Here is a 23,059-nt window from a genome sequence, read left to right on the forward strand (position 1 = left end):
GGAATTGCCCTCACATTTCATCCCATTTTTCACTTTTCTACAGAGTGAGAGTGTAAGTGATTACTTCATTGTTAACCAAAGCGCGTGGATCGTACCCGGCAGAAAGAAGAAACACGTCAATATTAGGTTAATCAAAAAGTCTTTATTTAGACCTTTCTCCATAAACACCGCGACAGGCGGAAGAAAGATACATAACAAAATCAGAACCAGTTTTCTTGTATCCATAATTAAGCTCCAAATCAATAAATGGGGGCAGTGATAACTCAGATGAATTATGTGTGTCGTATCACACTTTATCAAACGGTATTTGGTCAGAACGATGTTAAAAAACGCGAATGTTGAGTGTAGTAAATACTTGTCGCTCAAACCAAATTTATAAGAATAGCATTCAGAAAAAATTGAGTTGGATGAAGCGGCAATAGACTCTGCACCTTAATGTGATTTGGGTATACAATACTGCAACAAATAAAAAACACCCTGTAGGAAGAAGGCTATGTCGCAACCCATTTTGTCCCAAATTAATGTTTTTCCGGTTAAGTCAGTTGGCGGATTATCGCTGTCGTCAGTATGGGTTGAGAAGCAAGGATTGAGCTTCGATCGTCGTTTTATGATTGCGAAAGCTGATGGCGCTATGATTACCGCGAGAAAGTATCCGCAAATGGTAACCATTAAGTCCGCCTTATTATCCGATGGGGTTGTGTTTAGCAGTTTGGGGATGGAGCCGCTTAAAATCCGTTATCAAGACTTTAAAATGCAGGAAACGCCAGCAACAGTTTGGAAAGACACCTTTACTGCATATACCACCACAGATGATGCAGATGATTGGTTTAGTCGTGTATTGGGTCAACGTGTTGAGTTGTTGTTTAGTGGTGAGCAATCGAATCGTGTTCGCGAAAAGCTAGGACAAAACGTTAGCTTTGCCGATGGTTATCCGGTGTTAGTGATTAGCCAGGCTTCCCTTGATGAACTGAACCGAAGAAGCTCTGAGCAACACTCTATGGATCAGTTCCGTACTAACTTAGTGGTCTCTGATACCAAGCCGTTTGAAGAAGATTCATGGAAGCGCATACGAATCGGTGAGGTAGAGTTTGAGTCTCTCAAACCTTGCGAGCGCTGTATCCTGACTACGGTGAATACCCAAAGAGGCACATTCCGTGAGAGCAAAGAGCCGCTCAAAACCTTGCAACAGTTCCGTGCAAACGATGTCGGTGGTGTGTTCTTTGGCCAGAATCTTGTCGCGCGAAATGAAGGCATTATTCGTCAAGGCGATAAAGTTGAAGTATTGGAGTACAAAGAGCCGGAGTTTTACGCAGATAACTCGCCAGTGCGCATGACGTTAACATGTGTTGAGCGTGAAGAAATCGCCCAAGACTTCGTGACCTTATGGTTAGAACCAAACAAAGGTTCTTTACCTAATTACTTGCCAGGACAACACCTGCCAATAGAAGTGAATATTGATGGTAAGAAAGTAGGTCGACGCTATACGCTATCATCCAGTCCGTCTCGTCCGGGTCGCTATGCTATTTCTGTTAAGCGTATTGCAGGTGGAAGAGTCTCTAATTCGCTCTTAGACAATTTACAAGTCGGTGATGTTTTAGAGGCGGAACAACCTGATGGCCAGTTCCACCTAAAAACTCATGAAGCGCAGCCTCTATTGTTACTCTCTGCAGGCAGTGGAGTAACACCAATGCTATCGATGGTACGTTACTTAGCGGATCACAATCAGTTGGAGAACGTGGTTTTCTACCATCAATGTCGTACCGAAAATGATATTCCTTGTCGCTCTGAGTTGGAGCAGTTAAAGCGTAAGCACCCGGGGTTAGAAGTGAAAATCTGCTTGACGCAGCCTGCCGTTGATTGGTTTGGGTTAAAAGGGCGTTTAAGTTTGTCACACATTAAGCAAATCAAAGATATTGAACAGCGCCAAGTGTTTGTGTGTGGTCCTGATGGTTTTATGGAGAAAGCGAAAAATCTCCTACTAAGAAAAGGGCTGCCAGAAGAAAACTACCATCAAGAAGCGTTTGGCGTATCTTCAGTCACTTCAAGACCAGAGAAGAGCATAGCGATCGATTTTAATGGGACGAAAGTTGTAGGGAATAATCAGAAAACGTTGTTAGATCAGCTTGAAGACGCAGGGAAGGTTGTTAGCAATAGCTGCCGTGCTGGCTTATGCGGAGCGTGTAAGGTTCAGCTTACGTCGGGTCAAGTACATCATCCGGACGTGCCTGCGTTGACAGATGAGGAACGTGCGATGGGAACCGTATTGGCGTGTTGTGCTGTTCCAGAGACGGACGTGACGGTAACAAACTAAGCGAGAAGGCTCCCCGGTTCTCAATAAAAACGCTGCTAACTTTAGCAGCGTTTTGAGTTTAAAAGTGAACGGAAAATATCGCTTAGTCGTAAATCGTCGGGATTGGTTGACGTTTGTGCTGCGTTGCTTTGTAAATCGCTACCAGACGATCACTCACTTGCTGCGGAACGGGTTTGCCTTCTAAGAAGTCATCGATCTGTTCATAAGTTAAGTTCAGAGCATCTTCATCTGCTTTTTGCGGCTCTAGTTCTTCTAGATCTGCTGTTGGTACTTTCTTAACAAGTAGTTCTGGTGCGCCTAATGTTGCAGCCAACTCGCGGACTTGACGTTTGCTTAAACCAAATAGAGGGGCAAGGTCGCACGCGCCGTCACCAAACTTAGTGTAAAAACCGGTGATGTTCTCTGCTGAGTGGTCTGTTCCCAATACTAAGCCGCCAACGTAACCAGCGATTTCATATTGTGCAATCATACGAGCTCGCGCTTTTACGTTACCTTTTACGAAATCAATTTTGTCGGCTTCAGTCGGAAGCAGGCCCGTCCCTTGCAATGCGGTATCAGTCGCCGCATGCAAACCGTCAACACCATCTTTAATGTTCACAGACACAGAGTGTGTTGGCTTGATGAAAGAGAGTGCCAGTTGCGCTTCATCTTCATCTTTTTGCTCACCGTAAGGCAGACGTACTGCGATAAACTGATATTTGTCAGTACCAGATTCCGCATTCAATTGTTCTACTGCAAGCTGGGCAAGGCGACCTAACGTGGTTGAGTCAACACCGCCACTAATGCCAAGCACCAGTGACTTACAACCTGCTTCTTGTAGCTTACGCTTAATAAAAGCAATACGGCGTTCAATTTCAAAATGCGGATCAATTGAAGGGAGTACACGCATTTCATCACGGATGGATTGTTCCATTTAGGGTTCCTTTTCCTGCAAATATTTCAGACACCAAAGCCCGCTTGCTCAAATGGTGATAAACCATGCAATTGAGACCGATAAACACGACTTTAGGGTCAAAAGCTGTAAAGATTAGTAGTATCATACCGAAATCATCAGATTAGAAAACTCTCTTCAACCAGGTAATCGCCGGATATGAAAAAAATCGCCATTTTTGGTAGTGCATTTAACCCACCTAGTTTAGGGCACAAAAGTGTTATTGAGTCATTGAGCCACTTTGACCTTGTGCTACTTGAACCTAGCATTGCACACGCTTGGGGCAAGAATATGCTCGATTACCCAACTCGGTGCAAAATGGTTGATGCATTCATCAAAGATATGGGGCTTTCTAATGTTCGGCGTTCTGATGCAGAGCAAGCTTTGTACCAACCCGGACAAAGTGTGACAACCTATGCGTTGTTAGAAAAAATTCAAGAAATCTACCCAACAGCCGATATAACTTTTGTCATAGGTCCTGATAATTTCTTCAAATTTGCTAAATTTAGTAGAGCAGAAGAGATTATGGAACGTTGGACTGTTATGGCGTGCCCTGAAAAAGTAAAAGTCAGAAGCACGGATATACGTAACGCATTGGTTACGGGTGAAGACATAAACGCCTACACAACCCCGTCCGTCTGTGAATTGTTGCTTAACGAAGGGTTATACAAAGAAACATTATCTGGGAACTGAGAGGTCAGATTTTCATGGTCAGATTAGCCGTATTTAGTGCATGTGCGCTGCTTGTGGTCACACAAGCTCATTCTGCGTGTAACTATTTTTCTGATCGTTCTGTTGTGTTTGAAGATAACACCCTTCCTATCTGTGAAGAAATTTTAGATTCCATTGGCGTATTAAGTACGGATGCGTTGATTTGGTATGCTGCGGAAGCGAAATTCGAAGGGCCAACAGAAAACTATTGGGAAGAGTGGGCGATTAAGCCGGAAGACACACCACTCCTAACCCAAAATCTAGAAAAGAATTATTTTGGGCTTGGTTTTTGGATGCCGGAAGAGCTCCGAGACGAAGAGAGCAAAATGGACACAGAAGAGTGGCTCCGTAGTCATGGCCTGATGTTTAGCGTGGGTTTTGGTGATAAATCCGACGGACAGCCAAGAATGCGATTTGATTATCGTTGGCACGAATATTACGACGCTGACTGGATGATGCAGATTGAAGTTCCCTTCTAGTCACCTTGAGCGAACATAAAAAGGGCGTACATCATCCATGTACGCCCTTTTTATTTTTATCTGAGTCTCTATTTTCTGCGCGCGTTACTCTGCGTAATACTGAAAAGATGGCTCGTTAGAGTGCGACTTATAGCGCTTCTCCAAAGACCAAAAAGCAAAGTTGCTCATATTCTTCTGTGTTACCCGCAAAAAGCGTATCGACAATCTGCTCTTCTTTCTTTCCCGACAGCTTCATTTTTCTTGCTTCACGGAGTGTGAGTACCAAGCACAGCTCTTTAGAAATGTCCATGTCACAGCCAGGGGTCCACTGATTGATGGTTTTTGTCAACGTTGAGTGCGCTAGTTTAGGAGAGAGAGTCAATACTTCATGTCTTACTACCGTCAGTAGATCGGTTTGCAGATCTGAGCGCTCGGCTGTTGTTGCTAGTTTCTCGACGAGGGCTTTTAGCAGCGGTGAAGGTTTCACAAACCCTGCTTGTTGTGAGAAGTCATCATTTAAACGCACAGAAAAATCACAACGATATACACGAGAATTAGGTAAAAAGGTGAGGGAGCTCAAACATCCTTGAGGAATCCAAAAATATTGGCCTGGTTCAATGGCATACTCCTGCTTACCCAATTTAATGACGGCTAACCCTTCGACGACAGACAGCAGACTGTGCTTCAGTGCTTTTTTGCGCGCAGCTACTTCAAGAAAGGGGTATTTAGCGTCGTGAAATTCAATTGCGTAGTTCATTATGAGTACCAGTGTTTTTTGGCGCTAAGGGTAACGTTAAACCTATACGATTCCAACCAGCTGAGAGAATTTTTTAGCATGAGAAATTGTAGCTTAACTGGTATGACCATGTTAAAAGTATGGGTTGAAATGCTGCTTGTCAGCAAAACTATGCGTAAAATGTGCCAGCTTTTTTTGATATGTAATGAACAATGACTGCCAATACCGATCCTTATATTGAAATTCGTCCTTACAATGACGAAGAAATTCCAGCAGCGCTGGATCGTCTAATCCAAGATGATGAATTTATCACTGCTATTCTCGATCATCGCTTTGCTAATAAAGCAGCGTGGTTTAAAACGCTAATGAGCCCGATCCTGCGCATCTACCTGAAAGCTAAATGGAGCAAGCTTGATTCTGTAGAAGCGATTCAGATTGAAGTGAAGAAGTATCTGAAAGATACATTGAATAAGACAACGGATGGCGTCACTTTTTCTGGTTTGGATAAGCTGGATAAAAACACGTCGTACTTATTCGTTTCTAACCACCGTGATATTGCGATGGACCCTGCGCTAGTAAACTATGGCTTGTACCAAAGTGGGCACCGTACAGTTCGTATTGCGATTGGTGACAACCTGCTGAAGAAGCCATGTGCGACAGAATTGATGCGACTCAATAAAAGCTTCATCGTTAAGCGCTCTGCTAAGGCGCCTAGAGAAATGATGAAAGCATTAGGACAACTGTCGAGCTACATTAAACACTCGCTTGATACCGGTAATTCAATTTGGATTGCCCAAAAGGAAGGTCGAGCTAAAGATGGAAACGACTTTACTGATCCTGCGATTTTAAAAATGTTCCATGTTGAAGGCCGCAAGCAGAAGATCAGCTTTGGTGAATACACGCGTTCTTTGAAAATCGTTCCTGTCTCGATTGCCTATGAAAATGATCCATGTGACATTGCCAAAGCAAAAGAGCTGTACGAAAAAGCAGAAAATGGCCGTTATGAAAAAGGTGAATTTGAAGATATCGAAAGCATCATTCAGGGCATCATTGGTTATAAAGGCCGTGTGCATGTCGCGTTTGGTGATGTGATTGATCAAGAGTTTGAAACGCCAGAATCTCTTGCCGGTGAAATCGATCGCCAAATTCACAATAACTACAAGTTGTACCCAATCAACTTGTTAGCTGCTGGACGTGAAGATTCGAGCATCATCACAGAGGCGGTGAAACGTCATCTTGCGGATAAATTGGAGCAGTTACCTGAAGGGGCAAGACCTTATTTGGTGGCGAGCTATGCCAACCCAGTGAACAATCAAGAGTAGTATTCATCGCTGAACTTGATGGATTATGAACGCCTTAAAGCCTCGGTTTTCCGGGGTTTTTTCTTGTTTGCTTTTTAAGGAGCAACGGCCCCGCCAAGGGTTAAATTGCTAGGCCACTTGGTGATCTTGTTACCACCTAAAAAGATATTCCCTTTCACCGTCATCGTGTCTGGAAATACTTGTAGCGCTGATCCTCCTATATAAAGGTTACCATCAACCACCAATCCTTCAGGAAGAGCAGAGATAGGAGTGCGAATAACACTTAAATCGCCTTTGACTCGAAGTTTAGCTGGGAGCGTTTTTAATGGTGTATCCGTCAAGTTCAGATAACCGCCGAGTTTGATGCCCCTAGGCCAGCTTTCGATCTTACTACCCAGTAGATTCGCATAACCTTTTATCTTTGTACCTGAGCGAATGGTTTTGAGTGCGCTGTTGGTTGCTTCCAAACTGCCTCCAACATCAAGCCCCTTAGGCAGCTTTTTGATCGGGGTTTGCGAGATATTTAAGTTGCCTTTGACCACTAACCCAGAAGGTAATTGGGTGTATGGTTTGTTTCGTAGATCAAGATTACCGTAATTATCGGTGTGACCAAACTTAGAGTAGTAATCTAGCTCATATGCGAAAGATGGGAAGCAGAGCAGCATCAAGGTAAGGAAAAGGGAAACAAAACGCATAGCCAGAGACTTAGTTAAACATAAAGATCTTAAGTGCTCATCTTATACTTAAATAGACTCATTATGCATACTTTGTTAACAGTTTTTGATTTTTAGCCCAAGAACTTCAAATTAGGGCTTTATCTGAAAGCATACACGCGCTCACGATGCCGAGTTGCTTCAGTGTGCAAGTTAGGGAATGATTAAGTGATTGATTATATAGTTTATTTAAAAGTAAATGTGAGAAAAATATCAGTAGAGATATGAAGAATATGAGGTTCTGCCAAGAACTGAACAAGCGTCCTTGTTAGTATCATGAGCGTCTGAGGGAGATTTTCATGAAGTTAAAAAGAGTGTCTATTTTTGCCGCTGGTGTTGTAGCAGTACTACTATCTGGGGCCGCTTTTGCTAAATCATACAGTACGCCAGAAAGCAAAGCGCTGGTGGTCGCTGACGGCAAGGTAGGTCAGCGTATCTGTTACTACGATGATAAAGCCTACACCACCGGAGCCGTGATTAATGTTGAGGGTGTATTACTGATGTGTACAGCTGAGAACGATTTTGAAACGAATGGTTCGTTAAAGTGGGTGGTATTCAAAAAAGATAAATAAACGCCAAAAAAACGGTCTGTTTAATATTAGGATAACGGAAAAATAAAAAAGCGAGCACAGAGCTCGCTTTTTCCATTAACGCGCGAGTGAGCGAGTTTTTAATTCAAAGATAAGTTTTTCAGCACTTACTTCAAATTTGAATCGAGCCGTCGCTTGATTTGACTCTTCTGTTATTTCAGAAACATTGTATTCAACATCAGCACATACTGATTTAGCGAGCTCAATGTATTTTTGTAGTTCAGACTCTAGCTCTGTTTTTGTCTGTGCGAAAACCGTTACGTCGGCAACTTCGTCACCTTCTTTGATGATGAAGCCAATCTCGCCTGCGCAGCCGCAAGCTTCACATACTTGGTTTTTTTCTAATTCGACACTCATAACGAATCCTCTTGTAAATACTAAGGGTATTCTATCAGGTATTTGATCTGTATCTACAAAAATGACGAGTTTTGAATAAAAAAAGAACAGAATAGGCGCTTGTTAAGTAAGGGTTAAAGATTGGATTACTAAATCATCAAGAACGTTAATGTGATATATATCAACATTTAAAATCAATTAACGAACATAGTGACGAGATTTCGCTCAGCCCAGTTGAACTAATGGACAATTTATAAGACTATTTCTTGATTGATTATTTTTAATAATTATCATTCTTGGTCTTTGAATAGTTTCGATGAATAATTGGCGCAAGGTTTTGATGAGACTAACTTTTCGCCTTATTTTGAGTAGCATGTATTGACAAAAACATAACTGCAAATTGCACATTACGCAGTGTAAAGACGTTATGATTTGGAACTTAACTTTATATTAAGTAGTCGCAGTACATATATCCAAATGGCCTTAATGCGCAGGTGTTAGCGGTTCAATTTTTAGGTTTCGCTTAACGAAGTGCCTTGGGCTACTTGGGTATAATGCTAAGAATGATTTCATTCTGGCCTCATTTAATAGTGAGTTAGATGGATTTACAAAGAGAAGAGCTTAAAATATGCCAAAGCGTAGTAAAGAAGATACCGAAATCACTATCCAAAAGATCATGGATGCCGTTGTTGATCAGCTACTAAGACTAGGTTACGACAAAATGTCGTACACGACTCTAAGTCAGCAGACAGGTATATCTCGTACCGGTATTAGCCATCACTTCCCTAAGAAAACGGACTTCACCGCCGCACTGGATGGCCGTATCTTTAAAATGTTTATTGAACACCTAGAGTTTGATAAAGGGCTAAGTGCATTTTCACAAAGTTGGATTAAAGCACTGGAAGATGCTGAGTTCCTCGCGATTTTACGACTGCTATTCCATCACATTGTCACGGCCGAAAATGCGCAAGAATTTGCTGCTAACGGAATTGACCGTTTATACAAAATGGTTGAAAGCCAGTTTGGCGCAGGTGGTGACAAAGAGCTCGAGTGGTTGATTGGTCGTTCATTGATCCAAATGAGTAAGTAATCGCAATTGAGAGCGATAGATGAACACTTGTTTGCTGCTTTGGTTGTAAAGCCAAGGCAGAACACAGTAATTTTCTCGCCGCTCTTTTGAGCCCAAGCTTCGATTAAATATCAAAGCAAAGGCCCGCAATATGATTATTGCGGGCCTTTGTCGTTTGGAAAGCAGAAGAGACGGCTCAGAAGAGATACACGCTAAGCGGCGGCGTGAACTTGAGGAAAGTCTAAAGTTGGATGTTTTGTCACGATGGAGCGGTAGCCATAAACGTGCTCAATGCGCTCTGGCGTCAGTGCATTCCATGGTGTGTCATCACAAACCAGTTTTCCCTTATGCAAAAGTACAAGTCGGTCTGCGTACTGGGAGGCTAAATTCAAGTCATGCAACACGACAACGACTGCGGCGTTCTGTATTTTCGCGGCCTCACGAGCAATCTTTAACGTGTTGTGTTGGTGGGCGAGATCTAACGCAGAGGTTGGCTCATCAAGCATCAAGATTCGTTCCTCGCCAGATTGGTGTAGCTGTGTCATCACGCGTGCTAGATGTAATCGTTGCTTTTCGCCACCAGATAAAGATGGATAGAGGCTTTCTGCCAAATGCAGTACATCGGTTTGTTTCATGTAATGTAAAGCTAACTTAGTGGTTTCTTTGTTGGACAGCGATAGCGGAATCGCGCCTAATTCGACCACTTCTCTGGCTAAAAATGGGAAGGTCAACGTACTGTGCTGAGGGAGCATCGCAATGTGTTTTGCGCTTTTTTCTGGCTCCCAATCATGCTTTTGTTTACCGAAGTAGGCGATGTCATGATTTGAAGAGATTTCACCACACAGAAGCTTGAGCAAAGTACTTTTGCCCGCACCGTTGGGGCCGAGTAGGGCGGTCACTTCACCAGCTCGGATATCAATATTGATGTCATCGAGAACAACGCGCTTGCCAAATTTCATCGAAATGTTTTTACCCGATAAAACGATCTGGTTCATTACAAAATCTTCCCTTTCTGCTGGAACAATAAGTAGATGAAGAAGGGCGCACCGATCAAGGCGGTCACGATACCGACGGGTAATTCTGCTGGTGCCACGGCAATACGAGCAAACATATCAGCAGCGGTAAGAAGCAGCGCTCCCATGAGTGCAGAGATTGGCAGTAGCGTTCGATGGTCGGGGCCTGCTAGCATGCGTCCTAAGTGAGGAATAACGAGCCCGATAAAACCAATTGCGCCACTAATACTCACCGTAATACCAACCCCCAATGCAGAGAGCAAAATAAGCTGTCTTTTGAGTTTTTGGACCGGAACTCCCAAGTGTCTTGCTTCGGACTCACCTAGCAGCAGAGCATTCAGCGCCATCGATTTTTTCTGGAACCAGAATAACAGGATGACCAGCATAACAGCGGATAGGCCTATCCCCGACCAATTTGCGCCAGCTAATGAGCCCATCGACCAAAGTGTCAGATCTCGTAGCATCTGATCATCAGCAATAAAGTTCATATAGCCGATCGCCGCTCCTGAAAGCGCGCTAATGGCGACACCAGCTAACAACATAATCGTAACTGAGGTACCAAACTTACTTGTGCCGAGTTTATAAACGAGAATGGTCGTCAACGCACCACCTAGGAAAGCAAAAAGAGGCAGCGCAGCTAAGTTCATTAGTTGCGGATAGTTTTGGCTAAACTCTGCAAATACAACAATAGCGAACGCACCGCCAAGTGCAGCACCAGCAGACACACCAATGATGCCGGGCTCGGCCAGCGGGTTACGGAATAGGCCCTGCATAACCACGCCACAAATCGCCAAAATAGCCCCGATGAACATACATAAAATGGTTCGAGGTAATCGGATCTCATTAATCACCAACTGAATGTGAGGAGCGAGATCAGAACTGCTTCCTGTTAGGCTACGCAAACTGTCAGTGAAACTAATGCTCATTGGACCTACTGTAATAGAGGCGATAGCAACAAATGCTAAAAAGCCACTAAGTACGGATAACGTCGTTGAAAGGGAGATACGTCTTAACAACATGTCATGTCTCTATGGGTAAAGCAGCGCATTCAAACGCTCGGCTTCTGCAAGGCTTTTAAGACCCAAACCACCAACAAGGGCGTGACCCTCAATCGTGATGATATTTTTATTCATTCCCGCAGGTGTTGCGGCGAGAAGTGGCATTGCTTTTAAAATCGCATCGGCACCGCCCAGCGTTTCATAGCTGCGACCGCTAACGAGAATAACGTCAGGCTGCATCTCTACCATGGCTTCTGTGGATAAAGGCTTGTAAGAAGACAGCTGGTCAGCAGCTGGGTTTAGTCCGCCTGCTAGCTGAATAATTGCATCGGGTGTGGTTTCTGATCCTGCAACGTTCGCAGGTCGACCTTCATGGATGAGTAGAAACAGTACTTTCTTTTTCTGAGCTTGAGCAGGTTGATTTGCATTGAGTGCTTGAACTTGCGCTTTCACATCTTGCTTTAAATCTTCCGCTTTAGCCTGGCGATTCATAAGGTTCGCAATTTGATCGATACGTTGGTAAAGGCCCTCAACGTTGGCATCGGTATTGACGATTTCTACATCTACCCCCGCCGCTTTTAATTGGTTCAATGCCGTTTTCGGTCCCATCTCATCAGAGCCAATGACTTTTGTCGGACGTAAAGCGAGCAACCCTTCTGCTGAAAGGCGGCGATGGTAGCCTACTTTAGGCAGCTCCATGCCTTTTGGTAACTGACTGGTTACGTCGATAGCAACCAAGCTATCTTTGGCGTCGAGTTCAAGCAACAGTTCAGTGACGGCACTGCCTGCACTAACAACACGCTCTGATGATGGTGTTTCATTGGCAAAAAGTTGGCTACTCGCAAGTAGGGAAATGGCAGCCGTAACAACAGCATGAATGGTGGCACGTGTGTTCTTCATTTTGAAAGGATCTCTATCTTACTTATTTTTATGATGGCTCTTCAGTGAGTAACTGAGTTGCCTGAATTCCGTTTTCTTGTAAAAAGCCGAGAAGTTGAACTAGCGACTGAATGTTCGCGGTTTTTTCTGCTCCAATCACAATCGGTTTATCGCTTGATTTACTCTCTTCTAGTAGCGCGAGGGTAAAGTTGTCCCAATCGATGTATGTCTTGCCGTTAATGGCCCAGTAAGGCTCGTCTTTAAGAATGTTTACCGTGATGGATTGCTTATCGACATCTGCAACGGCCTGAGATTCTGTACTCGGTAAATTGACATCTAATGAATCGAGCTTGACCGCTGCAGTTAACATCAGGAAAACCATTACGATAAAAATAATGTCCAACAGCGGTGTTAAATCAGGAGTTAAGTCGTTACGAGTGTTGTCTTTTGGCGTTTTAATCATTGTGCTTCTGCCTCGACCTTTGCAGAAGAGCGCTCTGCTAATGTTGAATTGTCTGGCGACACGTGTTGCAGAGAGATACCTTCAAGCCATAAGTTGACATAGTTTAATGTGTGTTCGAGTTTGGCGATCACACGATCCGCCCACAAACCAATGATTTGTGCTCCTGAAATCGCAGGAAGGGCGATAATAAGACCTGCTGCAGTAGTGCGCATGGCCAAACCTAGACCGTCTGCCAAATCATTCGGGGTGATATTCCCCGTTGAGACAGCGATGCCTTTGAACATCTCAATTAAGCCAAGTACCGTACCAAGCAAACCAATCAAAGGGCTAATGACGCCAATCAACGTCAGTAAGCGCAGGCCAGAATGCAGCTGATGACGTTTTTCTTGCAGCCAAATGCCTGCGGCATCTTCTCTTAGAGACTTTGAGAAAGAGTGATGGGCAAGCAACATGGCAACGCCACGATAAAGGAGCGGTCGCTTATGCGACAATTCTTCTGCAAGCGTCTCAAGATCGTTTCCATTCGTTGGGTCTAACCCAATGAGTTTTTGGCGAATGGCTCGTTTCCCGACGCCAAGGCTAATCAATACGTGGAATAACCTCTCGGTAATGATCATGACGGTGAGGGCTGAGCAAATGATCAAAGGCCATGTCATTAGGCCAAGTTGAGTTTGTAATTCTTGTAGTTGTTCCATTATCCATCCAACTTAAAACGAACAGGTACTTGTACTCGGTGAGCTACTTTTAGCCCGCCCGAAATATGTGGTGTAAATTGCCACTGTTTGATGGCACGAAGCGCTGAGGCGTCCAGCGATTCTGTGCCGGAAGACTCAATCAAAACCTGTTTAATTTGATTGCCATTTTCATCGAGCCATATTTCATATAAGGCTACGCCTTCGATACCGCGTCTTTGTGCAGATCTTGGGTAGCGAGGCTGAGTTGGTTGATTCACAAACGTTGGTTTGTCGACCAAAATAGGTTGAGACGTTGCCCCTTTGGATTGGCTCGCTGGCGCGGTTTGCTGAGCGACCATCTCTTTCTTCGCCGGTTCCGTTTTTTTCTTCGGTTTGGCTTCGGGCTGATTCTCTTGTTTTGTTACGGCTTTGGTTGGTTCCACCGTCTTAGGCTTGGATTGTTTAATCGGCTCTGTTTTTTTCTTCACTACCTTTTTCTTAACAGCGTCTTTCTTAACGACCTGTTTCTTTACGATCTTCTTTTCTGGCTCAGGCTGCTCCTGAGGCTGCGGCTCTTTTGGTGGCGCCACATTTTCTGGCGTGGATTTTTCGACGGTAGGTGGTGGTGCCGATACAAGGTTTAAACTTACCGAACTTGCTGGATTTCCAGCAGGCATCGCGAACACTTTCGTTTCTTGAGAAACAAAAAGAAGTGCGGCATGGATGGCAAGGGAAGCACCTCCTGCAATGACATATCTTTGTACGTTCACGGAATATCTCGGGAAACTATGAAAACTTGAGCAGATTATTACTCACAACCGAAATAAGATCAATTATCAATTGCATTATCATTACGCTCAAATTATGATTCTTGCAGATTTTTAAAGACCAGCCTCTACCCCTTATATGGTGGGAGCTAAGCGAGTATATATGAGCGTCGATATCGATAAATTTGACGAATCAGTGTTGGGAAGCGATAGCCCTGACCCATTGCGATTTGCCTTTGTTAAGAAACATTCGGCACACGCTGGCGGAGCGAGCGTGCCTGTACCTCCACCTCAGCAACAGGCAATTTTTTCAAGCGTTACCGCTAACTCGGTTAAAGCGACCAATAAACGTTGTCTTTATATTCACGTTCCATTTTGTCGCGTACGTTGCACCTTTTGTAACTTCTTTCAAAATGCTGCGAGCCGCGCACTGGTTGATGAGTACTTTGACGCACTGATGCAGGAGCTCAAGGAGAAAGCTGCATTGCCTTGGACACAAAACGGTACTTTCCATGCTGTGTATATTGGTGGTGGAACGCCAACGGATCTGTCTCCAGCACAGGTTCGCGTGTTAGGTCAGGCGATTCATGATCACTTTCCTTTGGCTGCGGATTGTGAAATCACCTTAGAAGGTCGCATCAACCGTTTTTCTGATGAGCTATACCAAGGCGCTCGAGACGGTGGATTTAATCGTTTCTCTTTTGGTGTACAAAGTTTTAATACACAAGTGCGTCGCAGCGCGAAACGATTAGATGATAGAGAAGATGTGCTAAAGCGAGTTAGCGAGATTGCCAACGAAGACAAAATTCCTGTCATTATCGATTTACTATACGGCTTGCCTTATCAAACCAAAGAAGTGTTAGAGCAAGATTTAAATGATTTTCTCTCGACTGGCGCACACGGGTTGGACTTATATCAGTTGGTAGTCGGTGGTTCAGCACCCATGCTTAACCTTGTAGAAAAAGGAAAAATCCCCCCACCAGCTACCACGCCAGAAAAAGCAGGCATGTATGAGCTCGGTGTGAACTTTATGGCCAAACACCATATGAAGCAACTGAGTGTGAACCATTGGGCAATCGATAACCGTGAACGTAGTTTATACAACAGTTTAGCCAAGACATATGCAGAGGTACTGCCAATTGGCTGTGGCGCTGGAGGTAATATCGGTGGTTACGGGATGATGCAACATCGCACATTGGCGACCTATATTAAAGCCATCAAAGAAGGGCAAAGCACCATCGCTATGATGATGAAGCAAAGCCCTCTAGAGCCACTATTTGCTGCACTCAAATCCGGGTTTGATCGCGGTATCGTTCAGGCAAACCAACTGCCATCGTTTATGGGGGAGGACACGTTCGGATTTTTAATGCCCCTATTTAAAGTGTGGCAGCAAAAAGGTTTAGTGGAACTGAATGAACGCAGCCTACTTCTTACTCTTGCTGGTAGTTTCTGGGCTGTTTCATTGGCTCAAGGTTGTATTCAGGTACTTACGTCAGAGATGAACGAAACCGTACCGAAAGTATCCAATAATTAATGAAAAAATTGAAAAAAGACGGAAAACATATGGAATCAATCAAACAACAAGTTGAAGCATTACTAGAGCAAGAACCGCAATTATTGCCAGCAGCAATGGCAGAACGTCTCGGTATTTCTGAATTTGAGGTTGTTGCGGCTTTGCCGCAGGAAATGGTGGCCATCGCTCCAGGAGCGCAAGCACAAAGCATTCTAGAAGGTTTGGTTGGTTTCGGCCCGGTGACGACTATTGTTCACTCTTTTGGCTCTATTTTTGAAGTCAAAGCGCCATTCCCAAAAGGAAAAGTGGCGCGTGGCTATTACAATTTAATGGGCAGAGAAGGTGAGCTACACGGTCACTTGAAGCTAGATAATGTTAAAAATGTAGCGTTGGTCAGCAAACCGTTTATGGGTAGAGAGAGTCACTATTTTGGCTTTTTCTCTGAGTGCGGAAGCAATATTTTCAAAGTTTATTTAGGCCGTAACGAAAAGCGCGAGCTACTTGAAGATCAAGTCACCGCATTCCGCGCCCTACAAGCCGAATTGAAAAAGTAATCACAAACATAATCGAGGCTCAACTCGAATACTAATTAGTAAAGTCAGGTATCAATATGGATCAACAAGTTAAACAAGAGCGTTTGCAAGGTCGTTTAGGGCCAGAGATCAAAGAGTTTCGTCAGGAGCGTCGTACGCTTCAGCTTGCAACTGTCGATGCAGAAGGTCGCCCTAATGTAAGTTACGCGCCTTATGTCCAAAATCAGGAAGGCTACTTCGTACTCATTTCTAAAATCGCTCGTCATGCTCGTAACCTTCTAGAAAATCCTAACGTTTCTTTGATGATGATCGAAGATGAAGAATCTTCAAAGCAGTTGTTTGCTCGTAAGCGCTTAACTTTTGATGCGGTGGCAAATGTGGTTGAGCGAGACACGGAGATGTGGCACCAAGTTGTTGGACAAATGAAAGAACGTTTTGGTGAGATAATTGATGGTCTCAGCCAACTAGAGGATTTCGTGTTGTTTAACTTAAAGCCAGAATCGGGACTGTTTGTTAAAGGCTTTGGTCAAGCGTATCAAGTCTCTGGCGACGATTTAGTGGACTTTGTTCACCTTCAAGAAGGTCACAAGAAAATCGAAAATGCTTGATTGTAAACCGGTCATGTAAATATCGAATATTCGGAATAATGAACGCATAAGGGGAGTTAGGTTATACTGGCTCCCTTTTTTATATTGGAACAAAAGCATGAAGCCTGTGAGCAAGGAATTGAGCGAGATTTGCTATCCCTTTATTTACGAGGACAGTCCAGTTTGTGACTTTGAAATCACGGCAGATGAACTTTGTAGTCGTATTGGTTTAGTTCTCGCGATGGATCTGGACGAGTTTAGCCGCGATATACTGACAAGAATGCAGCCTAATGTTTATCACCTAAATGGTTCGGTTCGCGGAAAGCTGGCGATTACAGAAGCGGAAGTTGAGGAGCTAAAGGCAGATTATGATTCGCTTAAGCAACGCATTGATGGTGGATTCAAAGGTTTCGTTCTACCCGGAGGGTACCCTGCATCCAGTCAATTGCATTTGTGCCGCTGCCAAGCTAAAAAACGGTACGAGCATTAGTTGCGATCGAACATGCAGGTAAGAAGCAACCTGCCCCCATTCTATTTCGTTACGCGAACTTATTAGCGAATGTACTTTATAGCTTGGCTTCTTATATTAATCACATCAATCAAGTCGAAGAGACAGAGTTTGTATCTCGTAGTTACTCGATGCCAAAGAAGTGACCTGAGAAACTAGCAGCTGCGAGCATCAAAGCTTCTGCGCGAAAAAATGGCCGCAAAACACCATATTCGACAATTTGCTTCTTGGCTGTTTAGTTTAGAGTTAAGAAGCCATAGCTTTGGCTTCTAGTTCTTTTGCTCCGCGCAGCATGGCTTCAATCAGCTCTCCAGCATTGAACTTCTCAAGCGCCTCGTGTGCGCCAACTTGGTGAGCTCTGTCTACACAGATTTCGCTCGATAACGACGTATGCAAAATGCGGTATGAGTGATTAAGAGCGGAGTCATTTTGTACTTCGAATGCTAGCTCGTAGCCGTCAAGCCCTGGCATCTCAATATCACTGACCAAAATATCGATTGGTCGATGAGCCTCAGCCTCGCTTTTCATCAGCTCTAATGCGTCTAAACCATTTTTACAAATTTGGTATCCGATATTGATACTATCAAGAGCATCACACAGCTGTTTACGAGCGATGGAAGAGTCATCCACCAAAAGAATGCTTAATGCTTTTAGGCGCTCACGTTCAACATCTGTCAGCATCGGGATCTTTGAGTTTTCGTATTGCGGATAAATTTTGGAAAGTAGCAGTTCTACATCCAGCATCTGAACCGTTTTGTCTTCGTAGCGAGTAATACCTGTTACGAAAATATTTTTCCCAGCGCTCGCTGGTGGGGTTTCAATGGCTTTCCAATCGCATTCAATGATCTTCTCAATACTACGAACCATAAAGGCGACCACGGTTCGCAAACAGTCTGTCACGATCAAGTAGCAATTCTTGTATTCTTCTTCACTGATAGGACGAAAGCCGACAGCCGCTGACATGTCGATCACAGGCACTGTTAAGTTACGTATTGTAACGGTGCCAATGACGTGATGATGCGAGTAAGGGATCTTCGTGGTTGGCATATACGGAACGATTTCACGGACTTTTAGCGTGCCTATCGCGAAACTCTGTTGCAGGGTGAGTTTGAACATCAACATGCCCTGAGATTGATTCGCTTTACTAACGACTTTTGCCATGAAATAACCTTATAAATACCACCGAATTGTGTCTAATCTAATCTTATCAGACGAAGGCTTCAACCATCGGAGAGACAAATGTGAGCTTTTTAGACAATCTCTTAAAGAATAGTGATTAACTGAGCAAAACTTGGTTGTATTTTAATCTTGTTATGCCGAAAGTTTTATAGTCCCATGTATTTGAACCTTGAAGCCGCCTAGGTATAAACAAGAAATGTTTGGCGTGTTAAAAGGGATTGGGTACACTTGCGCGACCAGAATAGTGAGAGATAGATCAATGGCAAATACAGCAGCCGCATTACATATTCTTGTGAAGCACAAAGAGCAAGCAGAAGACATTATCAAGCAACTGAAAAAAGGCGCAAAGTTTCAGACACTAGCGAAGAAGTATTCCACTTGCCCGTCAGGTAAGCGCGGTGGTGATCTTGGTGAGTTCCGCCGTGGTCAAATGGTACCCCAGTTCGACAAAGTGTGCTTTTCTGGCGAGGTTCTGACGCCACATCTAGTCAAAACCAAGTTCGGCTGGCATGTTGTAAAGGTGCTTTACAGAACATAAGGCTTGGTATCTACCTAAACATTGTCAGATGAAACCCACAAGCCTTAAATATCATCTGTACGGCCTCTTTTCGCCAATCACTACCGTTATGACATGGCAGATACATTCTGATCTGCCATGCTCAACCAAACGCTAATCTTTCCAAACTAGAAACTCATTTATATGTAGTTAACTTGGCTTTTCTCATAAGTCGTTATCCTATTTGAAGCTTTGCATGAGAATACGTTTGCTGGTTGTATCAGTTATCCATGCTATTCCTTGCTGGAGAACTCTGGTTCATGTTCGGGCGCTTGCTCAATGACAGCCTTAGCGTGTATTAGATGAGCCTTGGGTGATCACTTGGCTATCGGCGAACATCAGTAAGTTTCAAGTCTTACGCTTTGCCTTGCTGATTGGTTGTGCGGGGTGGGCGTTAATGCGCGATCCTTACACCATCCACTTTACTCGCCTTGAATTGCGTTTGGTGCCGACGCCGTTGGTCGAGATCTGCTTGCTCGTGTAGGCGGCGGTATGATGTCGACGATCAAAATGGGCATCATCGCAACGTTCCTAAGTTTGGTGATTAGTTTGCTGCTCGGCTTCGTGACTCGTTATAGCCGAGGCTTAATTGAGATCACCAAAGGTGTGCCATACATTGTGGCGGGTCTGCTGACCGCTGGTCTAACGGGGATGAACCCAAACAGTGCCTTGATTGCGATTGTTATGGTGTCGTGGGCACCATTAGCGGCGCCCTGCGCGAGCTTGTTGATGGAAGCCAAAGCGCAGCCTTATACGCATCTTGCGCCCAGTTGGGGAACCAGTCAGTGGCGAGTACTCCGTTACTACTTGTTGCCTTATGTGCTGCCGCCATTGATTCGTCACGCGTTTCTGCGTTTGCCGTACATTACGATCAGCCTGAATTCTCTGAGTTTTATCGGACTAGGCGTTAAGCCGCCAGAACCCGAGTGGGGTTTATTGATTGCAGAGAATCTGCCTTACATAGAGCGCTCGCCATTAGGTGTCTTGCTGCCAATCTCAGGCTTAGTTTTGATGGCAATTGCGGTGAATTTGATTTTTGATGACAAGTGACGAGCAGCGATAAAGCGAAGTGAGCGTCCATATCCAGATGTAATCAGTAATTTGGTAATTTAGAAAACAAAAGGATGTGTTTTCTGCCAGAAAGTACACAGTAAGGTCTATGTATATTGGAAGCACCTATAGATTAACGAGTATAAAAGTGACGCGAACTCAGGTGTTTAGGTAGTGTTACTCTTTATAAACACGTAATCCTTTATCCGTTAATTCTTGTGTGACCACTTCTGATAGATTTCGATCGGTAATAATTCCGTCCAATTGCTCGATGTCTAATGCATGAAAGCTCGCTATCTGACCGTATTTAGTTGAGTCTGAGATCAGATAGTTGGTTTGTGCCGCCTTGATGATCGCTTTTTTTACGAGAACTTTATTTTCATTAGGTGTTGATAAGCCCTTCAAGCTCCAAGAAGAAGTCGAAATAAAGGCGATATCAATATTTAGCCCGTTCAAGAACTCTGCGACTTTTCCACCAATGGTAGATTGGTTTTCGCGGTCAATTTTTCCTCCTGTGTGGTAAAGCTCACATTCACTGTGCGTCATAAGGAAAGCAGCAATAGAGAAGTCATTGGTGATCACTAAAAGATCATTACGATTTGCTATTTGATGGGCGATTTCTAGAGAGGTTGTTCCCGCATCCAAGTAAATAGTAGCGTCTTGGCCAATTAACGTAGCCGCCAGCTTACCAATTTGAATCTTTTCATCCGCTTGTTGCTCGACCTTCGCATCATGGGAAAGTTCTGAATGTAGAGCTTGAGCGAGTTGCACTCCACCAGAAACAGAAACGACTTTACCTGAGGATTCAAGCTTCACGATATCACGACGAATGGTCATATGTGATACGCCAAGGTGGTCGGTTAAATCTGAAATGCTTAACACTTCTTGATGTGATAACAGGGATAATATGGTTCTTTGACGTTCTGCTGGGATCATAATTTCACTTCTATATTCTTGTTTTTCAGTATCCTACCAATCTTTTTATTTTTTGTGAATATCTGTGAATTATGTTCTCAACGTTGTAAGAACAGCCTTCGCTTGTGTTAACTGCTCGGAATGTCTCTTCCCATAAAGAGGTATATATCACGACATTGTTAATTTATGTGAAAAAATGTGATTCAAAGCGAAGTCTTAGTATTGATCTTCACATATAATCACATCAACCAAACAAGAATTAACAAAGTTTAATAGACCAGAAGGCATTGTTTTTATGAGTGAAGTTCAATCTGTAGGTGTTATCGGTTTAGGCTCTATGGGAATGGGCGCCGCAAAGTCATGTGTGCGTGCAGGCCTAGATGTATATGGTTTCGATTTAAATTCTCAAGCGCTTGAAGAGCTAGGTTCATTCGGTGCAAAAGCTGTTTCTACAAATGCAGTTGAGTTTGCAGATAAGCTTGATTCGGTTCTAGTTCTTGTTGTGAACGCAGCTCAAGTTAACACGGTCTTGTTCAAAACCGGTCTTGCTACAGCGCTTAAGCCGAATACGCCAGTAATGGTTTCAGCAACCATCTCAGCAGAAGACGCAAAACAAATTGAAGCGAAATTGGCAGAACACAACCTTGTGATGCTTGATGCACCGGTATCTGGTGGTGCTGCAAAAGCAGAATCAGGTGAGATGACTATTATGGCGTCGGGAGCGCAAAGCACATTTGATGCACTTGAACCAGTACTCAACGCAACGGCAGCTAAGGTCTACAACATCGGTGAAGCGATTGGCCTAGGCGCAACTGTGAAGATTATCCACCAATTGCTAGCAGGTGTTCATATCGCAGCTGGTGCTGAAGCAATGGCATTAGCGGCACGTGCAAACATTCCTCTTGACCTGATGTACGACGTGGTGACGAATGCAGCGGGTAACTCTTGGATGTTTGAGAACCGCATGAAGCATGTAGTTGATGGTGACTACTCCCCTAAATCTATGGTCGACATCTTTGTGAAAGATCTAAACCTCGTATCGGACACAGCAAAAGATCTCAAATTTCCACTTCCTCTATCAAGCACAGCACTAAACATGTTTTTGAGTGCAAGCAATGCTGGTTTTGGCCAGGAAGACGACAGTGCCGTTATCAAGATTTTTGATGGTATTGAGCTTCCAGGTGTAGAAAACAAACAGAAGTAAGCGCACGTAAAACGGAGAAAAAATGATGTTATTAGGCGTTATCGCAGACGACTTTACTGGCGCAACAGACATCGCAGGTTTTCTTGTAGAAAACGGCATGCGCACAGTTCAGCTTAACGGTATTCCAAAAGAAGAGATTGATGTAAACGCAGATGCGGTCGTGATCAGTCTTAAATCTCGCTCCTGTCCTGTAGATGAGGCAATCGAGGATTCAGTAGCTGCGCTTAAGTGGCTGCAAGCAAATGGCTGTCAGCAGTTTTACTTCAAGTACTGCTCAACGTTTGACAGCACAGCAGAAGGTAACATTGGTCCTGTAACGGATGCACTGCTTGCAGAGCTAGGTGAAGCGTTCACCATTGTATGCCCATCATTACCAGTGAATGGTCGCACAGTTTACAACGGCCATCTATTTGTATTCCAAGACTTGCTAAGCGACTCAGGTATGCGTAATCACCCTGTGACACCAATGACTGATTCAAGCCTAGTTCGTATGATGGATGCTCAATCTCAAGGCAAATCTGGCCTGGTGAACTTCCAAATAATTGAACAAGGTCCAAAAGCGGTAATTGAGCGCTTTGAAGAGCTAAAAGTACAAGGCAACCGCTATGCAGTGGTTGATGCATTCAATGCAGAGCATCTTGTCACACTTGGCCAAGCGGCGAAGTCTCTAAAACTGGTAACTGGTGGTTCTGGTTTGGCTGCGGGTATTGCTAAGAACTGGATAGAGAACCTTGAAGATCAAAGTGATGCGAAGCAAGAGGGGAACCCTAAAAAGGCACCAACCGTTGTGTTATCTGGATCTTGTTCTGTCATGACCAACCAACAGGTCGCTGTTTACAAAGAAAAAGCGCCACACTTTGCTATTGATGTGAAGGCGTGTCTGACGGAAGAAGATTACTCAAATCAAGTGTTTGATTGGGTCATGACCAACATCGAAAGCGAGTTCGCACCACTGGTTTACGCAACCGCAGGAGCTATTGTCAAATGTGGTGTATGGAGATCATGCAGTAGCCTGTTGATGAGTCTCCATTTCTTTCACTCCATCGATGAAGCGAACATCTTTC

The 23,059-nt window shown here is 44.0% G+C and carries 25 protein-coding genes and 2 pseudogenes; 14 read left to right on the top strand and 13 right to left on the bottom strand.

Annotated elements, in window-relative coordinates:
- Positions 1–60: 60 nt before the first annotated feature.
- Positions 61–225, bottom strand: coding sequence for a YqaE/Pmp3 family membrane protein (locus B7360_RS21105; protein WP_005375297.1), 165 nt, complete (start codon positions 223–225; stop codon positions 61–63).
- A 268-nt stretch (positions 226–493) separates the two neighbouring features.
- On the opposite strand from B7360_RS21105, the gene B7360_RS21110 reads away from it, so the two are divergent.
- The gene (locus tag B7360_RS21110; RefSeq protein ID WP_085344543.1) at positions 494–2,311 is read left to right on the top strand and encodes a hybrid-cluster NAD(P)-dependent oxidoreductase; all 1,818 of its coding nucleotides are present in this window, start codon (positions 494–496) and stop codon (positions 2,309–2,311) included.
- Positions 2,312–2,393: 82 nt separating this feature from the next.
- Here B7360_RS21110 and nadE read toward each other — a convergent pair whose 3' ends face one another.
- Positions 2,394–3,224 (bottom strand): ammonia-dependent NAD(+) synthetase, encoded by an 831-nt coding sequence (gene nadE / locus B7360_RS21115; RefSeq protein WP_006742205.1) that lies wholly within the window; start codon positions 3,222–3,224, stop codon positions 2,394–2,396.
- Positions 3,225–3,401: 177 nt separating this feature from the next.
- Here nadE and B7360_RS21120 point away from each other — a divergent pair, with 177 nt between their 5' ends.
- Both B7360_RS21120 and B7360_RS21125 read left to right on the top strand, forming a co-directional pair.
- Entirely contained in the window at positions 3,402–3,935 is a 534-nt protein-coding gene (locus tag B7360_RS21120) for a nicotinate-nicotinamide nucleotide adenylyltransferase (protein WP_048625315.1), read from the top strand.
- 14 nt (positions 3,936–3,949) lie between these two features.
- Positions 3,950–4,432, top strand: a complete 483-nt coding sequence (locus B7360_RS21125; RefSeq protein WP_006742203.1) for a hypothetical protein — start codon at positions 3,950–3,952, stop codon at positions 4,430–4,432.
- Positions 4,433–4,559: 127 nt separating this feature from the next.
- Here the strand turns inward: B7360_RS21125 and B7360_RS21130 are convergent, their stop codons facing one another.
- Positions 4,560–5,168 carry a hypothetical protein gene (locus B7360_RS21130; protein ID WP_047008435.1) on the bottom strand — a complete coding sequence of 203 codons (609 nt, stop codon included), beginning with the start codon at positions 5,166–5,168 and terminating at the stop codon, positions 4,560–4,562.
- A 191-nt stretch (positions 5,169–5,359) separates the two neighbouring features.
- On the opposite strand from B7360_RS21130, the gene B7360_RS21135 reads away from it, so the two are divergent.
- On the top strand, positions 5,360–6,469 hold the full coding sequence (locus B7360_RS21135; RefSeq protein ID WP_006742201.1) for a 1-acyl-sn-glycerol-3-phosphate acyltransferase: 1,110 nt from the start codon (positions 5,360–5,362) through the stop codon (positions 6,467–6,469).
- A 74-nt stretch (positions 6,470–6,543) separates the two neighbouring features.
- On the opposite strand, the gene B7360_RS21140 is transcribed toward B7360_RS21135, so the two are convergent.
- A complete protein-coding gene (locus tag B7360_RS21140; RefSeq protein ID WP_031780261.1) occupies positions 6,544–7,143 on the bottom strand; it encodes a hypothetical protein in 600 nt (199 codons plus the stop codon).
- A gap of 317 nt (positions 7,144–7,460) precedes the next feature.
- On the opposite strand from B7360_RS21140, the gene B7360_RS21145 reads away from it, so the two are divergent.
- The gene (locus tag B7360_RS21145; RefSeq protein WP_006742199.1) at positions 7,461–7,733 is read left to right on the top strand and encodes a YnjH family protein; all 273 of its coding nucleotides are present in this window, start codon (positions 7,461–7,463) and stop codon (positions 7,731–7,733) included.
- Between the two features lie 75 nt (positions 7,734–7,808).
- Here B7360_RS21145 and B7360_RS21150 read toward each other — a convergent pair whose 3' ends face one another.
- Entirely contained in the window at positions 7,809–8,108 is a 300-nt protein-coding gene (locus B7360_RS21150; RefSeq protein WP_005375307.1) for a YfcZ/YiiS family protein, read from the bottom strand.
- Positions 8,109–8,715: 607 nt separating this feature from the next.
- Between B7360_RS21150 and B7360_RS21155 the strand changes: the two genes are divergently transcribed.
- The gene (locus B7360_RS21155) at positions 8,716–9,177 is read left to right on the top strand and encodes a TetR/AcrR family transcriptional regulator (RefSeq protein ID WP_005392508.1); all 462 of its coding nucleotides are present in this window, start codon (positions 8,716–8,718) and stop codon (positions 9,175–9,177) included.
- 191 nt (positions 9,178–9,368) lie between these two features.
- Here the strand turns inward: B7360_RS21155 and B7360_RS21160 are convergent, their stop codons facing one another.
- Genes B7360_RS21160 through B7360_RS21185 form a run of 6 tightly spaced genes read right to left on the bottom strand, consistent with a single transcriptional unit; the run spans position 9,369 to position 13,953 of the window.
- Positions 9,369–10,151 carry a heme ABC transporter ATP-binding protein gene (locus tag B7360_RS21160; protein ID WP_085344544.1) on the bottom strand — a complete coding sequence of 261 codons (783 nt, stop codon included), beginning with the start codon at positions 10,149–10,151 and terminating at the stop codon, positions 9,369–9,371.
- Positions 10,151–11,188, bottom strand: a complete 1,038-nt coding sequence (locus tag B7360_RS21165) for an iron ABC transporter permease (protein ID WP_085344545.1) — start codon at positions 11,186–11,188, stop codon at positions 10,151–10,153. The genes B7360_RS21160 and B7360_RS21165 overlap by 1 nt, the downstream gene beginning before the upstream one ends.
- Positions 11,189–11,197: 9 nt before the next feature.
- The gene (locus tag B7360_RS21170; protein WP_085344546.1) at positions 11,198–12,067 is read right to left on the bottom strand and encodes a hemin ABC transporter substrate-binding protein; all 870 of its coding nucleotides are present in this window, start codon (positions 12,065–12,067) and stop codon (positions 11,198–11,200) included.
- 28 nt (positions 12,068–12,095) lie between these two features.
- On the bottom strand, positions 12,096–12,509 hold the full coding sequence (locus B7360_RS21175; protein ID WP_046873761.1) for a biopolymer transporter ExbD: 414 nt from the start codon (positions 12,507–12,509) through the stop codon (positions 12,096–12,098).
- Positions 12,506–13,204, bottom strand: coding sequence for a MotA/TolQ/ExbB proton channel family protein (locus B7360_RS21180; RefSeq protein ID WP_085344547.1), 699 nt, complete (start codon positions 13,202–13,204; stop codon positions 12,506–12,508). The genes B7360_RS21175 and B7360_RS21180 overlap by 4 nt, the downstream gene beginning before the upstream one ends.
- A complete protein-coding gene (locus tag B7360_RS21185; protein WP_085344548.1) occupies positions 13,204–13,953 on the bottom strand; it encodes an energy transducer TonB in 750 nt (249 codons plus the stop codon). Before B7360_RS21185 ends, B7360_RS21180 begins: the two co-directional genes overlap by 1 nt.
- Positions 13,954–14,113: 160 nt before the next feature.
- Between B7360_RS21185 and hutW the strand changes: the two genes are divergently transcribed.
- The 4 genes and pseudogenes from hutW (at position 14,114) to B7360_RS21205 (ending at position 17,237) form a co-directional block, all read left to right on the top strand.
- Positions 14,114–15,484 (top strand): heme anaerobic degradation radical SAM methyltransferase ChuW/HutW, encoded by a 1,371-nt coding sequence (hutW, locus tag B7360_RS21190; protein WP_085344549.1) that lies wholly within the window; start codon positions 14,114–14,116, stop codon positions 15,482–15,484.
- 29 nt (positions 15,485–15,513) lie between these two features.
- Positions 15,514–16,017 (top strand): heme utilization cystosolic carrier protein HutX, encoded by a 504-nt coding sequence (gene hutX, locus B7360_RS21195; RefSeq protein ID WP_047008487.1) that lies wholly within the window; start codon positions 15,514–15,516, stop codon positions 16,015–16,017.
- A gap of 56 nt (positions 16,018–16,073) precedes the next feature.
- A complete protein-coding gene (gene hutZ, locus B7360_RS21200) occupies positions 16,074–16,604 on the top strand; it encodes a heme utilization protein HutZ (RefSeq protein WP_085344550.1) in 531 nt (176 codons plus the stop codon).
- A gap of 97 nt (positions 16,605–16,701) precedes the next feature.
- Positions 16,702–17,237 (top strand): annotated as a pseudogene (locus tag B7360_RS21205) (ATP:cob(I)alamin adenosyltransferase).
- A 100-nt stretch (positions 17,238–17,337) separates the two neighbouring features.
- Here B7360_RS21205 and B7360_RS21210 read toward each other — a convergent pair.
- The gene (locus B7360_RS21210) at positions 17,338–18,252 is read right to left on the bottom strand and encodes a chemotaxis protein (RefSeq protein WP_005392519.1); all 915 of its coding nucleotides are present in this window, start codon (positions 18,250–18,252) and stop codon (positions 17,338–17,340) included.
- A 214-nt stretch (positions 18,253–18,466) separates the two neighbouring features.
- On the opposite strand from B7360_RS21210, the gene ppiC reads away from it, so the two are divergent.
- Positions 18,467–18,808, top strand: coding sequence for a peptidylprolyl isomerase PpiC (gene ppiC / locus B7360_RS21215; protein WP_074189873.1), 342 nt, complete (start codon positions 18,467–18,469; stop codon positions 18,806–18,808).
- A gap of 379 nt (positions 18,809–19,187) precedes the next feature.
- A pseudogene (locus B7360_RS21220) lies at positions 19,188–19,876 on the top strand (ABC transporter permease); the annotation flags it as partial.
- Positions 19,877–20,053: 177 nt separating this feature from the next.
- Here the strand turns inward: B7360_RS21220 and B7360_RS21225 are convergent.
- Positions 20,054–20,812, bottom strand: a complete 759-nt coding sequence (locus B7360_RS21225; RefSeq protein ID WP_005375354.1) for a DeoR/GlpR family DNA-binding transcription regulator — start codon at positions 20,810–20,812, stop codon at positions 20,054–20,056.
- A 274-nt stretch (positions 20,813–21,086) separates the two neighbouring features.
- On the opposite strand from B7360_RS21225, the gene ltnD reads away from it, so the two are divergent.
- Together ltnD and otnK are read left to right on the top strand one after the other, a co-directional pair.
- Positions 21,087–21,995, top strand: coding sequence for an L-threonate dehydrogenase (gene ltnD, locus B7360_RS21230; protein ID WP_085344551.1), 909 nt, complete (start codon positions 21,087–21,089; stop codon positions 21,993–21,995).
- A 25-nt stretch (positions 21,996–22,020) separates the two neighbouring features.
- The coding region (otnK, locus tag B7360_RS21235) for a 3-oxo-tetronate kinase (RefSeq protein WP_254048142.1) at positions 22,021–23,059 on the top strand (1,039 nt) is incomplete at its 3' end.

Source organism: Vibrio sp. ArtGut-C1, assembly GCF_002105475.1.
GTDB classification, from domain to species: domain Bacteria; phylum Pseudomonadota; class Gammaproteobacteria; order Enterobacterales; family Vibrionaceae; genus Vibrio; species Vibrio diabolicus.